At 65.0% G+C, this 13,828-nt stretch carries 13 protein-coding genes; 9 read left to right on the top strand and 4 right to left on the bottom strand.

What is annotated here, in order from left to right; all coding sequences use genetic code 11:
• Positions 1-178: 178 nt before the first annotated feature.
• From NY023_RS11295 to NY023_RS11285, 3 genes are all read right to left on the bottom strand, one after another.
• On the bottom strand, positions 179-1,150 hold the full coding sequence (locus NY023_RS11295; protein ID WP_013972124.1) for a biotin-dependent carboxyltransferase family protein: 972 nt from the start codon (positions 1,148-1,150) through the stop codon (positions 179-181).
• Positions 1,147-2,034 (bottom strand): 5-oxoprolinase subunit B family protein, encoded by an 888-nt coding sequence (locus tag NY023_RS11290; protein ID WP_013972123.1) that lies wholly within the window; start codon positions 2,032-2,034, stop codon positions 1,147-1,149. The genes NY023_RS11295 and NY023_RS11290 overlap by 4 nt, the downstream gene beginning before the upstream one ends.
• Positions 2,035-2,124: 90 nt before the next feature.
• A complete protein-coding gene (locus NY023_RS11285; RefSeq protein ID WP_013972122.1) occupies positions 2,125-2,883 on the bottom strand; it encodes a 5-oxoprolinase subunit PxpA in 759 nt (252 codons plus the stop codon).
• A gap of 119 nt (positions 2,884-3,002) precedes the next feature.
• On the opposite strand from NY023_RS11285, the gene NY023_RS11280 reads away from it, so the two are divergent.
• Both NY023_RS11280 and NY023_RS11275 read left to right on the top strand, forming a co-directional pair.
• Positions 3,003-3,920 (top strand): LysR family transcriptional regulator, encoded by a 918-nt coding sequence (locus NY023_RS11280; RefSeq protein WP_013972121.1) that lies wholly within the window; start codon positions 3,003-3,005, stop codon positions 3,918-3,920.
• Positions 3,921-4,163: 243 nt separating this feature from the next.
• Entirely contained in the window at positions 4,164-6,017 is a 1,854-nt protein-coding gene (locus NY023_RS11275) for an ABC transporter ATP-binding protein (RefSeq protein ID WP_044046964.1), read from the top strand.
• A 102-nt stretch (positions 6,018-6,119) separates the two neighbouring features.
• On the opposite strand, the gene NY023_RS11270 is transcribed toward NY023_RS11275, so the two are convergent.
• Positions 6,120-6,947 carry an IclR family transcriptional regulator gene (locus NY023_RS11270; RefSeq protein WP_023661551.1) on the bottom strand — a complete coding sequence of 276 codons (828 nt, stop codon included), beginning with the start codon at positions 6,945-6,947 and terminating at the stop codon, positions 6,120-6,122.
• 249 nt (positions 6,948-7,196) lie between these two features.
• Between NY023_RS11270 and NY023_RS11265 the strand changes: the two genes are divergently transcribed.
• From NY023_RS11265 to NY023_RS11235, 7 genes are read left to right on the top strand one after another with little or no spacing between them, the layout of a single operon-like run.
• A complete protein-coding gene (locus NY023_RS11265) occupies positions 7,197-8,216 on the top strand; it encodes an ABC transporter ATP-binding protein (RefSeq protein ID WP_013972118.1) in 1,020 nt (339 codons plus the stop codon).
• Positions 8,213-9,082, top strand: a complete 870-nt coding sequence (locus NY023_RS11260; RefSeq protein WP_013972117.1) for an ABC transporter permease — start codon at positions 8,213-8,215, stop codon at positions 9,080-9,082. Before NY023_RS11265 ends, NY023_RS11260 begins: the two co-directional genes overlap by 4 nt.
• A 4-nt stretch (positions 9,083-9,086) precedes the next feature.
• Positions 9,087-9,881, top strand: coding sequence for an ABC transporter permease (locus NY023_RS11255; RefSeq protein ID WP_013972116.1), 795 nt, complete (start codon positions 9,087-9,089; stop codon positions 9,879-9,881).
• Positions 9,882-9,895: 14 nt separating this feature from the next.
• Complete coding sequence (locus tag NY023_RS11250) at positions 9,896-10,186, top strand: (2Fe-2S)-binding protein (protein WP_013972115.1); 291 nt, start codon at positions 9,896-9,898, stop codon at positions 10,184-10,186.
• Positions 10,183-11,541 (top strand): NAD(P)/FAD-dependent oxidoreductase, encoded by a 1,359-nt coding sequence (locus NY023_RS11245; RefSeq protein ID WP_013972114.1) that lies wholly within the window; start codon positions 10,183-10,185, stop codon positions 11,539-11,541. The genes NY023_RS11250 and NY023_RS11245 overlap by 4 nt, the downstream gene beginning before the upstream one ends.
• Entirely contained in the window at positions 11,538-12,671 is a 1,134-nt protein-coding gene (locus tag NY023_RS11240; RefSeq protein WP_013972113.1) for an NAD(P)/FAD-dependent oxidoreductase, read from the top strand. Before NY023_RS11245 ends, NY023_RS11240 begins: the two co-directional genes overlap by 4 nt.
• A complete protein-coding gene (locus tag NY023_RS11235; protein ID WP_013972112.1) occupies positions 12,668-13,711 on the top strand; it encodes an ABC transporter substrate-binding protein in 1,044 nt (347 codons plus the stop codon). The genes NY023_RS11240 and NY023_RS11235 overlap by 4 nt, the downstream gene beginning before the upstream one ends.
• Positions 13,712-13,828: the final 117 nt, after the last annotated feature.

The raw sequence follows: 13,828 nt of genomic DNA, 5'->3' as shown, positions 1-13,828 counted from the left end.
AATTCTTCGAGGAGCGTGGTGCGTCCCAAAGCGCTGTAGGAATTTTCTCCTTTTGGCTTGTCTGGACGCTGTGATGCCGGAATTCCGGGGCCGCTCTGCGCCCCTTTCGCGACACAAGGCCGCTCTTGCAACGACTGCGCCAGCCCTTGTGTGGGTGGCGCACCGCCGCAAACATCAATCAGCCAAACAACCTGGCCAGGAAACCCAGCTTCTTCTTATACGAGCGCCGAGCTTCCAGGGCTTCCTCCAGGCTGACCTCGAGGAACCGCGCCTGCTGGTTGGGCTGCATCTGCCCGATCAGATCCAGGTCGGCGCTGATCACCGTGCCGATCATGGCGTAGCCGCCACCCGACACCGCGTCACGGTGCAGGATGATCGGCTCCAGCCCCGCGGGCACCTGGATCGAGCCGATCGGGTAGCAGCTGTCAACGATGTTCGACGGGTCCGAGCCGGCCCCGAACGGCTGCTCCCGTGGCTGGAAGCTCAAGGCGCTGCCGCCCTTGTAGCGATAGCCGATACGGTCAGCCTCGGAGCCGACCGTCCAGGCTTCGGTGAAAAAGCTTTGCACCGCAGCCTTGGTCAGGCGGTGAAAATACAGCCCCGGCACCACCCGCAGCACCACCTCGCCGCCCAAGGCCTGGCGCAAGGCCATCGGCAGGCTCGCGCCGGCGCGGGTCTTGCCGCTGGGCATGCCGACCGGCAACAGGTCACCCGCCATCAGCTTGCGCCCATGCAAGCCACCCAATGCACCCAACGCATAGGTGGAGCGGCTGCCGAGCACCTCGGGTACATCGATACCACCGGCCACCGCCAGGTACGCCCGGGCGCCTGCGGTAGGGAAGCCGAAACGCAACACCTGCCCGGCACGTACGGCAAACGCGGTGTCCGGGCGCTGCTCGCGGCCATCGAGCAAGACCGGCATCTGCGCACCGCAAACCGCCACCAGGGCATCCTGCTGGAACTCCAGCTCCGGCCCCACCAGCGCACACTCAAGGCCCGCGGCGCCGGCCGGGTTGCCCACCAGGTGGTTGGCCGCCCTCAGGGCGTACTGGTCGAGGGCGCCGGACGGCGGGATGCCCAGGTGGTAGTAGCCTTCGCGGCCCAGGTCCTGCACCGAGGTAGCCAAGCCGGGTTTGAGTACCTTGATCATGCCAGCACCTCCTGCAGAGTCCGTGGATAACCGACCGGGTCGGCAAGGAACGCGTCCAGGGAGAATTCCACCGGGCGAATGCGCAGGTCGAAACGGCCTTCTTCGACATCCGCCACCGCCTGGTCGTAGGTGCGGCGGTCAATGGGTTTGAACTGCACGATGTCTCCCGGGCGGAAGAACACCATGTGCTCCTTCAGGTAGTTCAGCGTCTGCTGCGGGTCGTAGATAGGCGCCGGAGTGACGCCGAACATCTGGTAGCCACCTGCCCCGCGCACTGAATAGATGCAGCCGAAACAGCCGCCATGGCCAAGGGTGAGCTTGGGGGTGTCAGTACGCGGGCGCAGGTACTTGGGCACCTGCAGTTGCCGCTCTCGCTCGACCATCTGGAACATGAACGGCAGGCCGGCAACGAACCCGACCATCGACACGAACCACGGCGCACCGCTGTGCGCGGCAATGAACCCCTCGACATCGGCCAGGCCGTTGATCCGCGCGGCGTACTCCAGGTCGGTGCTGCCTGGGTCCTGATGGCGGTCACGAAAACGCATCAGTGTTTCATGGGTCCAGGGGTCGTTGTACAGCACTGGAATCTCGATGATCCGTGTCTGCAACGAGCGCTCGGCCACCGCCTGCGCTTCGGCACCGCGCACCGCCTCCAGCAGTGCCTGCGGCGCGATACGGTCCGGGTCGAAGCGAATCTGGAACGAGGCGTTGGCCAGGCACACATCCAGCACGCCATCCAGGGCCAGCCGCTCCACCGCGCGGGTGACTGCCATGCCCTTGAAAAAGGCCTCCAGCGACATGCTCTCGCTGACTTCGGCAAACAGGTGCTCGTCGGCGCCGAAGCTGTAGCGGATAGGGGTTGTAGCGAGCGGTTCGGCCATGACTGTTCCTTTTCTTGGAGTCTTTACAGAAAGGCAGGCGAAAGCAAATTGCACGGGCTCCGGCGTATACCTGCCGGATGCCCCACGGATTCAGCGTGGCGCACGCACCACGATACCGGCAGCGTCCAGCGCCTTGCGCGTGGCCTCGACCAGGTCGAGCGCCCCCGGGGTGTCGCTGTGCAGGCAGATGGAATCGAATTCGATGGCCAGGTCCTGGCCCTCGACCGTGCGCACCACGCCTTGCTGGCAAGCCCGCAACACCCGTTCAGCGACCGCTCCAGGTTCGTAGCCCCGCACATTGCGGGTGAACACGATCGAACCGCTCAGGTCGTACTCGCGGTCGGCGTAGAACTCGCGAATGACCGGCTGGCCAAGCTCCTGGGCGATGCGGCAGATCACCGAACCCGGCATGCAGTACAGCAGCAGCTCCGGCTCGATCACTCGCAGGTTCTCCACCAGCAGCCGTGCAGCTTCTTCGTCACGTGCCAGATGCATGTACAGGGCACCGTGCGGCTTGATGTGCTGCAGGCGCACGCCCTGGGCGCGGGCAATTTCACGCAGGGCGCCGAGCTGGTAGAGCATGTCGTCGACCAGTTCCTGGGCCGGGGCATTGATGTGCCGGCGACCAAAGCCGACCAGGTCGCGGAACCCGGGGTGCGCCCCCACTGCGACGCCCAGGGCCTTGGCCCGCTCGACGGTACGGCGCATGGTGCCGGGGTCACCAGCATGGAAGCCGGTGGCGATGTTGGCCGTGCTGATGTAGCCCATCAGCTCGTTGTCGACGCCGTCGCCAATCGTCCACGGGCCAAAGCCCTCACCCATGTCCGAGTTGAAATCCACCACCTGCATGACTGTCTCTCCTGGCGCTTGTGACTGCATGCAAGCCACGTTAGATTCTCCGCACCCCCTTGGGAAGATCTATAAACAGATAGGGTGTCTTCTGAAAATCAGATACCCCGGGAGCTATCGTGTCACTGACCCTGCGCCAGGTCCGCTATTTCGTCGCCACCGCCGAGATCGGCCAGATTTCCCAGGCGGCAATCCACCTGAACATTTCCCAGTCTGCAGTGACCACGGCGATCAAGGAGCTGGAGGCGATGCTCGGCGTGCTGCTGTTCCAGCGCTCGGCGCAGGGCATGAGCCTGACCGAGGCTGGCCGGCACTTCCTCAACCGCGCCTACGTGATCCTGCGTAGCGTGGACGATGCGTTGAACAGCCCGCTGCCGGACGTGCGCGCCAGTGGCCTGCTGCGCCTGGCGGCAAGCTACACGGTGATCGGCTACTTCCTGCCCCATCACCTGCAGCGGCTGGAGCACTGGCATCCGGATGTGACCTTGGAGCTGTACGAGCAGGAGCGCAGCGCCATCGAGCAAGGGTTGCTGGAGGGTCGTTTCGACATGGCAGTAGTACTCACCGCCAACCTCACCCACCCGGACATCGTCTCGGAAACCCTGTTCAACTCCGAACGCCGCCTGTGGCTGCCTGGCAACCATCCGCTGTGCGAGCGCTCGGCGGTAAGCCTGGCCGATGTGGCCTGCGAGCCGTTCATCCTGCTGACCGTGGATGAGGCCGAGCAAAGCGCCATGCGCTATTGGGAACAGGCCGGGCAGCGGCCGAAAGTGCGGGTGCGGACCAGTTCGGTGGAGGCCGTGCGCAGCATGGTTGCCAATGGCAGCGGTGTAGCGATCCTGTCGGACCTGGTGCACCGGCCCTGGTCGCTGGAGGGCAAGCGTATCGAGACGGTGACCATCAGCGACCCGGTGACACCGATGAGCGTTGGGCTGGCCTGGCACCGGGAACGGGCGTTCAGCCCGGCGATGCAGGCTGTACGCAATTACTTCCATGATGCTTTTTGGGCACCGCAGCAGTTGTCGGCACGGCGCTGACCGTTCCCTGCAGGCCCGACTCGTTGCGGGTACCCCTACAGCACCAAGGCAAAATGAAATCAGACAGAAATGTAATAATTTGCAAAGTTTTGTTAACAACGACCGTTGGGTCAGTGTCTGTCAGTTAAGGTTGCCGGCTTGACTGGGGCTGCATTGCAGCCCAAGCCTGCCATGGCGACAGCGGACATATCGCTGCGTGTCATGGTCACCGGCCAGGCAAGAATTGATTTTCCGGAGACAAGCATGCTTCGCATCTTTGAGCGCTGGCTCGATCCCTTCCCACCTGATGAGGTACCACCGCCACCGGTTGGCCTGTTGCGCTTCATGTGGGCCTGCACCCGGGGCGCACGCGGCTACATCCTGGCGCTTGCGCTGCTCAGTGCCGGGGTATCGATCTACGAAGCCTGGCTGTTCGCCTTTCTCGGCCAGGTCGTGGACCTGCTCTCGGCCTGGCAGGCCGGCGGTACCGTCGGCCCCGAAGAAACCCGGGTGCTGTGGGGTATCGGCATCGTCCTGCTGGTCAGCATCGGGTTGGTGGCGCTGCGCACCATGGTTCAGCACCAGGTGCTGGCGATCAACTTGCCGCTGCGGCTGCGCTGGGACTTTCACCGGCTGATGCTACGCCAGAGCCTGTCGTTCTTTTCTGACGAGTTTTCCGGTCGGGTCACCACCAAGGTGATGCAGACGGCACTGGCGGTACGCGATGTGTTGTTCACCATCATCGAGATCCTGCCCGGGATCGGGGTGTACTTCATCGCGATCATTGCCTTGGCCGGTGGCTTTGCCCTGAAACTCATGCTGCCATTCATTGCCTGGGTCGTACTGTTCGGCCTGACCATGCTGTATTTCGTGCCACGCCTGGGCAAGGTCGGCCAGGAGCAGGCCAATGCGCGATCGTCGATGACCGGGCGGGTGTCCGACGCCTACACCAACATCACCACGGTGAAGCTGTTCTCGCACGCCAACCGCGAAGCGCACTTCGCGCGCGCGGCCATGGAGGACTTCAAGCAGACCGGCTTTCGCCAGATGCGTCTGGTCAGCCAGTTCGAAATCGTCAACCAGGCGCTGGTGGTGGGCTTGATCATCGCTGCCGGTGGCTATGCGCTGTGGCTGTGGCACCAGGGCCAGGTCGGTACCGGGGCGGTGGCGGCGATCACCGCCATGGCCTTGCGTATCAACGGCATGTCGCACTGGATCATGTGGGAGATAACCTCGCTGTTCGAAAACATCGGCACCGTGCAGGACGGTATGGCCACCCTCACCCGCGGCCCCAAGGTAAAGGATGCGCCGGATGCTGTGGAGCTGGTAACCACAGGGGGCGCGGTGAGTTTTGACAAGGTCAGCTTCAACTACAACGGCGAGCGTCAGGTGCTCAACGACCTGAGCCTGCACATTCGCCCGGGCGAAAAAGTCGGCCTGGTCGGCCGCTCCGGCGCCGGCAAGTCCACCTTGATCAACCTGCTGCTGCGCTTCTACGACGTGGACCGTGGTGAAATCCGCATCGACGGGCAGAACGTGGCCAAGGTCACTCAGGACAGCCTGCGCGCGGCGATCGGCATGGTCACCCAGGACACCTCGCTGCTGCACCGCTCGATTCGCGACAACATCGCCTATGGCCGCCCCGATGCCACCGAAGCGCAGATCCGCGCCGCTGCGGCCAATGCCCAGGCCGATGGTTTCATCAGCCAGCTCAGCGACCGCCAGGGCAACACGGGTTACGACACCCTGGTGGGAGAGCGCGGCATCAAGCTGTCTGGTGGCCAGCGCCAACGCATCGCCATTGCCCGAGTGATGTTGAAGAACGCGCCGATCCTGCTGCTGGACGAAGCCACGAGTGCGCTGGACTCGGAAGTGGAAGTGGCCATTCAGGAGAGCCTGGATGAAATGATGCAAGGCAAGACCGTCATCGCCATCGCCCACCGGTTGTCGACGATTGCCGCCATGGACCGGCTGATCGTGATGGATGAAGGGCGCATCATCGAGCAAGGCACCCATGCGGAACTGCTGGCGAAGAACGGTACTTATGCGCGGTTGTGGCAGCACCAGAGCGGCGGGTTCCTGGGTGAGGACCAGGGTGTGGCCGAGGCGATGGAGTAGGCCTGTATGGGAGCGGGCCCGGCGAACACCGGCAAAGCCGGTGCCATGCGTCGACCTCCATCAGTTTCCATCGCGACGATGGACTGAGCTCAATCCTGGCCCTCAACCAAACACGTGCGAAGGCCGGCGCAGCACCGGGTCAAACGGGTTGACCCGTTCGCCAATCGCCGTCGCCTCGCGCTTGAGCAGCGCCACCACGGTCGGCATGCGGTTGGGCCCCAGGCGGTCGCTGATGGTCGCCACGCTCAGGGCCGCCACCGCATAGCCGTTACGATCGAGGATCGGCACCGCCAGGCCGGCCATGCCATCGAGCACTCCGGTATTGCGCCCGGCATAGCCGAGGCTGCGCACATTGTCGATTTCGGCGCGCAGCATGACTTCGTCGTAATGGTGGAAATCCTTCAGCCGCGGCAGGTTGTAGCGGATCACCTCGTCGCGCTCCTCCTCCGGCAGGAAGGCCAGGATTGCCAGGCTGCCCTGCCCCACCCCCAAGGCCACACGGCCGCCGATATCACCGGTGAAGGTACGAATCGGGTATGGCCCTTCGCTGCGGTCCAGGCACACCGCATCGAACCCCGAGCGCGCCAGCAGGAACAGCGAATCGCCCAACGAGGCCGACAGCCGCAGCAGGCTGGGGCGCACCACATCACGCAGGTTGCCGGCTTGCCCGGCCTTGGCCGCCAGGGCAAAAAAATCCAGGCTCAGCCGGTAGCGCTTGCTGGTCTCGCACTGGTCGACCATGCCTTCTTCAATCAGGCTGCGCAGCAGGCGGTGGGTTGTGGGTTGCGCCAGGCCAACCCGCTGCGCCAGCTGGCTGACCTTCTCGCCCTCGCCGCCGCATTCTCCCAGCGCACGCAACACGGCGAACAAACGCGACACCGCACCGACACCTACTTCCTTGGCCTGCACATTTCGTTTATCGGAATCCATTTTTCGTCAAACCCTTAAAAATTCCATTCAGTGGAATAATTTCAAAATAGCTATCACCCAGTGAAATTACCCTTTGTCGCCATCCTAATCATTGCCCTACTCTCCGGTCCATAGGGCGATATCACAACATCGGCCGCCGCCACAGAAGCGAGCGCCAACGTCCGTAAAAGCATTGCTTTTCGCCGCTGGCGCTCTGCCCACCCTGAAACTGCCGGTTGACCCCGGTTCCGTTTGCGATGGAGCACAGCCATGACCTTTCTGTTGATCGACAAGCTTTGCAAGCGCTATGGCGCCACGGAGGCAGTGGCCAGCTCGTCACTGGCCATCGAGAAAGGCGAGTTCGTCTCCCTGCTTGGCCCTTCGGGCTGCGGCAAGACCACCACCCTGCAAATGATTGCCGGCTTCGTCGAGGTCACCAGCGGCCGCATTGTCCTCGACGGCCGCGACATCACCCACGCCAAGCCGGCCAGCCGAGGCCTGGGCGTGGTGTTCCAGAGCTACGCGCTGTTCCCGCACATGACCGTGCGCGACAACGTCGCCTTCGGCCTGCGCATGCGCAAGGTGGCCAACGCCGACATCGCCCGCCGGGTCGACCAGTCCCTGGCGCTGGTGCGCCTGGACAAGCATGCCGAGCGCTACCCGCGCGAACTCTCCGGCGGCCAGCGTCAGCGGGTGGCCCTGGCCCGCGCACTGGTGATCGAACCGCCGGTGCTGCTACTGGACGAACCGCTGTCCAACCTGGACGCCCACCTGCGTGAAGAAATGCAGTTCGAGATCTGTCGCATCCAGAACGAGGTCGGCATTACCACCTTGATGGTCACCCACGACCAGGCCGAGGCCTTGTCGATCAGCGACCGGGTGGTGGTGATGGAGGCCGGGCGCATTACCCAGGTAGATGACCCCTACCGCCTCTACGAACACCCGGGTACGCCCTTCATTTCCGATTTTGTCGGCAAGGCCAACCGCCTGCGCGGCGTAACCGGCCCCGGCGGGCAACCGCAGGCGAATGCCCAGGGCCCGCTGACCCTCAGCCTGCGCCCGGAAAAAATCAGCCTCGGCCCGGCCGGTAGCGGCAGGCTCGCAGGCCGCATCAGCTGCCGCTACTTCCTCGGCAGCCAGTGGCTGTATCGGGTCGACACTGCTCTGGGCAACCTGGCCGTGGTGCGTGCCAACGACGGCAACACACCGCTGGATGAAGGCACACAGGTCGGCCTGGACTGGAACGATGCCCTGCTGCGGGTACTGAACGCTGGCGAGGTGGCGGCATGAGCGCGGCAAAGCTGCGCAGCAGCGCCTGGGGCTACGGCCTCAGCAGCCCGGCGCTGCTGTTGTTCCTGGCCTTGCTGGTGGTGCCACTGGGGCTGACCGTGCTGCTGTCGTTCAACGCGTTCGACTACAGCAGCGGCATCCAGGCCGGCCAGTACACCCTCGGCCATTACCTGAGCCTGGTGACCGACACCTACTACTACGAGATCTTCTTCCGCACCTTCTGGATCAGCGCCCTGGTCACCCTGCTTTGCGTGCTGATCGGCATCCCCGAGGCCTTGGTGCTCAGCCGCATGGGCGCGCCGTGGCGCTCGATCTTCCTGATCCTGGTGCTGACCCCGCTGCTGATTTCGGTGGTAGTGCGGGCCTTCGGCTGGAGCCTGCTGCTGGGCGCCGACGGCCTGGTCAACCAGGGCATCACTGCCCTCGGCGGCCAGCCGGTGAAGCTGCTGTATACGCCCTTTGCAGTGATCATCGGCCTGGTCCACGTGATGCTGCCGTTCATGATCATCCCGGTGTGGACCTCGCTGCAGAAGCTCGACCCGGCTGCCGAGCAAGCCGCGCTGTCACTGGGTGCCAGCCAGTGGACGGTGTTCCGCCGCATCGTGCTGCCACAGATCATGCCCGGCGTGCTGTCAGGCACGCTGATCGTGTTCGGCCTGGCCGCCAGTTCGTTCGCCATCCCCGGCCTGCTGGGCGGGCGCCGGCTGAAGATGGTCGCCACCATGATCTACGACCAGTACCTGGCCGAACTGAACTGGCCGATGGGTGCCACCATCGCCGTGGCCCTGCTGCTGATCAACCTGCTGGTGATGCTCAGCTGGAACCGGCTGGTCGAACGCCGCTACAAACGCGCACTTGGAGTCTGAACCGATGACCCGTAACGGCCCGCTGGCCCTGTCCTTTCACGCCCTGGTGATGCTGTTCATGCTCGCCCCGCTGGTGGTGGTGTGCCTGGTGGCATTCACCCCGGAAAACACCCTCAGCCTGCCCACCGCCGGCTTCTCGCTGCGCTGGTTCAGCGCCGTGTTCGAGCGTGCCGATTTCCTCGATGCGTTCTACAACAGCCTGAAACTCGCGGCCCTGGCTGCCACGCTGGCCACTCTGATCGCCGTGCCGGCGGGCCTGGCGATCACCCGCTACAGCTTCCCCGGCCAAGGCTTTCTCAACGGCCTGCTGCTATCGCCGATCATCATCCCGCACCTGGTGCTGGGTGTGGCCTTGCTGCGGCTGTTCGCCCTGCTGGGGGTCAATGGCAGCTTCGCCTGGCTGGTGTTCGCCCATGTCGTGGTGATTACCCCCTACGTGCTACGCCTGGTACTGGCTGCAGCCATCGGAATCGATCGCAGTGCCGAGCAGGCTGCGCAAAGCCTGGGCGCTGGCCGGGTCACGCTGTTCTGCAAGGTCACCCTGCCGATGATCCTGCCCGGTGTAGCCGGCGGCTGGCTGCTGGCCTTCATCAACAGCTTCGACGAAGTGACCCTGTCGATCTTCGTCACCTCGCCTGCCACCCAGACCCTGCCAGTGCGCATGTACGTATACGCCACCGAATCCATCGACCCGATGATGGCCGCCGTCTCGGCGCTGGTTATCGCCGTCACCGCCCTGACCATGGTCGCCCTGGACCGCGTATATGGCCTGGACCGCGTGCTGGTGGGCAAGCAATGACAAGGAATGCTCCCATGCCCCTGTTCAAGCGCGTGGCCGAACACGACCGCGAGCCTGTGCCTTTCCTGCTCGACGGCCAACCGGCCAAAGGCATGAGCGGCGATACCCTGCTGACTGCCATCCTGACCAATGCCGGGCACCTGCGCGGCAGCGACTTCAACGCCGAACCACGCGCCGGCTTCTGCCTGATGGGCGCCTGCCAGGACTGCTGGGTACGGCTGCAGGATGGCCGCCGGGTACGCGCCTGCTCGACCTTTCTGGAATCGGGCCAGTGCGTGACCCGCGACCCGGGGCGCCAGCCATGAGTGCGATCGTGATCATCGGCGCCGGCCCGGCCGGCATCCGCGCCGCGCAAACCCTCGTAGCCCACGGCCTGCGCCCGGTGCTGCTGGACGAAGCCAGTCGCGGCGGCGGGCAGATCTACCGCCAGCAGCCGGCCAATTTTCGCCGCTCGGCCAAAGCCTTGTACGGCTTCGAGGCAGGAAAAGCGCAAGCCGTGCACACCACCCTTGAGCAACTGCGCGGGCAGGTCGACTACCGCCCGGACACCCTGGTATGGAACGCCGAGCAGCAAGTGCTGGACACCTTGCAACAGGGCCAACTGGCCGACCGCCTGGCGTTCGACCGGGTGATCGTCGCCACCGGTGCCACCGACCGAGTATTGCCGATACCCGGCTGGACCCTGCCTGGGGTCTATACCTTGGGCGCTGCGCAAATCGCCCTGAAGTTCCAGGGCTGCGCGATCGGTGAACGGGTGGTGCTGGCCGGCAGCGGGCCGCTGCTGTACCTGGTGGCCTACCAGTACGCCAAGGCCGGTGCCACGGTCAGCGCGGTACTCGACACCTCACCGTTCAGCGCCCAGGTGCGTGCCCTGCCACGCCTGCTTCTACAACCGGGCACCTTTGCCAAGGGCCTGTACTACCGAGCCTGGCTGGCCCGCAAGGGTGTGCCGGTGCACCAAGGCGTGACCCTGCTGGGTATCGACGGCGAGCAACGTGCCAGCGGTGTGCGCTGGTCGCACAATGGCCAACAACACGACTTGCCGTGCGACGCCGTGGCATTCGCCCACGCCCTGCGCAGTGAAACCCAACTGGCCGACCTGCTGGGTTGCCAATTCGCCTGGAGCGTGCTCAACCGCGCCTGGCTACCGGTACGTGACGCCCAGGGCCGGGCCACCAGCCCTGGCGTGTACCTGGCGGGCGATGGTACCGGCATCCTCGGTGCCGACGGTGCCGAGATGAGCGGTGAACTGGCCGCCCTGACACTGCTGGCCGACCTTGGCAAGCCCGGCAACCCGCAGCGCCAGCAGCAACTGGAAAGGCGCCTGGCCACCTTGCAGCGCTTCCGCCAGGGGCTGGAGCAGGCCTTTCCATTCCCCGAGCAGTGGGCCCGGCAAGCCCCGGACGAGCTCACCGTGTGCCGCTGCGAGCAGATCAGCGCCGGGGAAATCCGCGCCACCGTGCGTGCCGGGCACTGGGAAATCAACCGGGTCAAGGCCATGTGCCGAGTCGGCATGGGCCGCTGCCAGGGCCGCGTGTGCGGTGCAGCTGCCGCCGAGTTGATCGCCTGCGAAAGCGGTCGGGCCATTGACCAGGTAGGGCGCCTGCGTGGCCAGGCACCGGTCAAGCCCCTGCCCTTTGGCCTGGAGATAAAACCATGAAGCTGATCGAAGTGGACGCCATCATCGTCGGCGGCGGCATCATCGGCAGCAGCGCGGCCTTGACCCTGGCCCGCGCTGGTCGGCAAGTGGCATTGCTGGAACGCGACTTCTGCGGCTCGCATTCCAGCGGAGTGAACTACGGCGGTGTGCGCCGCCAGGGCCGCTCGTTGGCCCAGCTGCCGTTGTCGATGCGCGCCCATGCCATCTGGGGGAATCTGCGCGAATGGATCGGCATCGATGGCGAATACGCCCGCAGCGGCCACCTGAAGCTGGCCCGCAGCGAAACCGACTTCGATGCCTTGAAGGCCTATGCCCGGCGTACCCAGGCTTTTGACCTTCGCCTGCAACTGTTTGAACGACGCGAACTGCGCCAGCGCTTCCCCTGGGTAGGCGATATCGCCGTCGGCGCCTCGTACTGCCCCGAGGACGGCCATGCCAACCCACGGCTGGTGTCACCGGCCTTCGCCCAGGCGGCCAGGCGCAGCGGCGCCCAGGTGCATGAACAGTGCAAGGTGCTGGAGGTGGGACACGACGGCCACCACTTCAGCGTACACACCAGCAGCGGCCAAGGCTTCAAGGCGCCCTGGCTGTTGAATTGCGCCGGCGCCTGGTCGGCGCAATTGGCCGAGCGGTTCGGCGAGCCGGTGCCGCTGACCGCGGCCCACCCAGCCATGCTGGTCACCGAGCCGCTGCCGCTGTTCATGACCGCCAGCACCGGGGTCGAAGGCGGCGGCATCTATGCCCGCCAGGTGGCGCGTGGCAACTGCGTGCTGGGCGGCGGGCGCGGTTTTGCCCTGACCCCGACCACCGCACGCCCGGGCCAGGCCGCAGTGCTCGACATCCTGCACAACGCCACCGAGCTGTACCCGGCACTGGCCGGCGCCCAGGCCATTCGCACCTGGAGCGGCACCGAAGGCTACCTGCCCGATGACGAACCGGTGCTCGGCCCCAGCCTGCACCAGCCCGGCCTGCTGCATGGTTTCGGCTTTGCCGGTGCCGGCTTCCAGATAGGGCCGGCTGCCGGTGAAGCGTTGGCGCAATGCATCCTGCACGGCGCGCCGGCACTCAGCCTGGCGGCTTTTTCCATCAACCGCTTTCAGCCCAACCACCACAAGGAAAACCTGTCATGACGCACAAGCAACGTTTGCTCGCCCTGTTCTGCACCGTGCCCGGCCTGTTCGCCTGCCTGCCCGCCATGGCCCAACCCACGCTGTACCTGGGCATGAACGGCGGCACCATGGAACGGCTGTTCAGCGACAATATCCTGCCAAAGTTCGAGCAGGCCAACGGCGTGAAGGTGGTGATTGTCCCCGGCACCTCGGCCGACATCCTGGCCAAGGTCCAGGCCACGCCGAACAAGCCGTCGATCCATGTGATGGTGCTGGATGACGGCATCATGTACCGCGCCATCGGCATGGGCCTGTGCAGCACGCTCAAACCCAACCCGACCTTGGCCCAGTTGCCGGAAAAGGCCCTGATCAAGGACAAGGCCGCCGCAGTCAGCCTGGGCGTGACCGGGCTTGCCTACAACAGCCGCCTGTTCAAAGCCAATGGCTGGGCGGCGCCCACCTCGTGGAACGACCTGGCTGACCCGCGCTTCAAGGACAAGGTGGTGTTCCAGTCGATGGCATCGTCCACCTTCGGCCTGCATGGTTTCCTGATGTACAACCGCCTGCACGGCGGTAGCGATACCGATGTCAACCCGGGCTTCACGGCCTGGCAGAAGAACGTGGGCCCGAACGTGCTGGAATACATCCCCAACTCGGCCAAGCTCTCGGAAATGGTGCAAACCGACGAAGCCGCGCTGTTCCCGCTCACCCCCACCCAGGTGACGGCGCTGAAGCTCAAAGGCATCCCGGTGGAGTACGCCGCGCCCAAGGAAGGTGCCGTGGTGCTCAACCAGGCCGAATGCGTCACGGCCAACAACGACCAGCCGGAACTTGCGCAGAAGCTCGCCGAGTTCCTGCTCAGCCCCGAGGCGCAGTCGCCGGCACTGGAGCTGGGTGACCAGATCCCGTCCAACCCCAACACCCCCACCAGCGACAAGACCCGTGGCCAGGTCGAAGCCATGCAGACCTACCTGCAGACTGCCGTGACCATCGACTGGGACCAGGTCAACACCCAGCGCCCCGAATGGAACGCGCGCTGGAACCGCCAGATCGAGCGATAAGCCGAGGGCCTGGGCCGCTCCCACCCCTTTGGGCTGCGCTGTCACGTATAGAACGGAATTCACAAGCGGTCCGCGTACCCTGTGGGAGCGGCTTTAGCCGCGAAGAATCCAGCGCGG

The organism is Pseudomonas sp. NBB (assembly GCF_032701105.1).
Classification (GTDB): domain Bacteria; phylum Pseudomonadota; class Gammaproteobacteria; order Pseudomonadales; family Pseudomonadaceae; genus Aquipseudomonas; species Aquipseudomonas asiatica.
Note: the sequence above shows the minus strand (reverse complement) of the source record. Positions and strands in the feature narration are given on the sequence as shown.

Excerpts from the sequence above, each read along its gene's own strand:
- NY023_RS11285 (WP_013972122.1), bottom strand. The coding sequence starts at position 2,883 with ATGCAGGTGGTGGATTTCAACTCGGACATGGGTGAGGGCTTTGGCCCG.
- NY023_RS11265 (WP_013972118.1), top strand. The coding sequence starts at position 7,197 with ATGACCTTTCTGTTGATCGACAAGCTTTGCAAGCGCTATGGCGCCACG.
- NY023_RS11275 (WP_044046964.1), top strand. The coding sequence starts at position 4,164 with ATGCTTCGCATCTTTGAGCGCTGGCTCGATCCCTTCCCACCTGATGAG.
- NY023_RS11270 (WP_023661551.1), bottom strand. The coding sequence starts at position 6,947 with ATGGATTCCGATAAACGAAATGTGCAGGCCAAGGAAGTAGGTGTCGGT.
- NY023_RS11295 (WP_013972124.1), bottom strand. The coding sequence starts at position 1,150 with ATGATCAAGGTACTCAAACCCGGCTTGGCTACCTCGGTGCAGGACCTG.
- NY023_RS11235 (WP_013972112.1), top strand. The coding sequence starts at position 12,668 with ATGACGCACAAGCAACGTTTGCTCGCCCTGTTCTGCACCGTGCCCGGC.
- NY023_RS11245 (WP_013972114.1), top strand. The coding sequence starts at position 10,183 with ATGAGTGCGATCGTGATCATCGGCGCCGGCCCGGCCGGCATCCGCGCC.
- NY023_RS11260 (WP_013972117.1), top strand. The coding sequence starts at position 8,213 with ATGAGCGCGGCAAAGCTGCGCAGCAGCGCCTGGGGCTACGGCCTCAGC.
- NY023_RS11290 (WP_013972123.1), bottom strand. The coding sequence starts at position 2,034 with ATGGCCGAACCGCTCGCTACAACCCCTATCCGCTACAGCTTCGGCGCC.
- NY023_RS11250 (WP_013972115.1), top strand. The coding sequence starts at position 9,896 with ATGCCCCTGTTCAAGCGCGTGGCCGAACACGACCGCGAGCCTGTGCCT.
- NY023_RS11255 (WP_013972116.1), top strand. The coding sequence starts at position 9,087 with ATGACCCGTAACGGCCCGCTGGCCCTGTCCTTTCACGCCCTGGTGATG.
- NY023_RS11240 (WP_013972113.1), top strand. The coding sequence starts at position 11,538 with ATGAAGCTGATCGAAGTGGACGCCATCATCGTCGGCGGCGGCATCATC.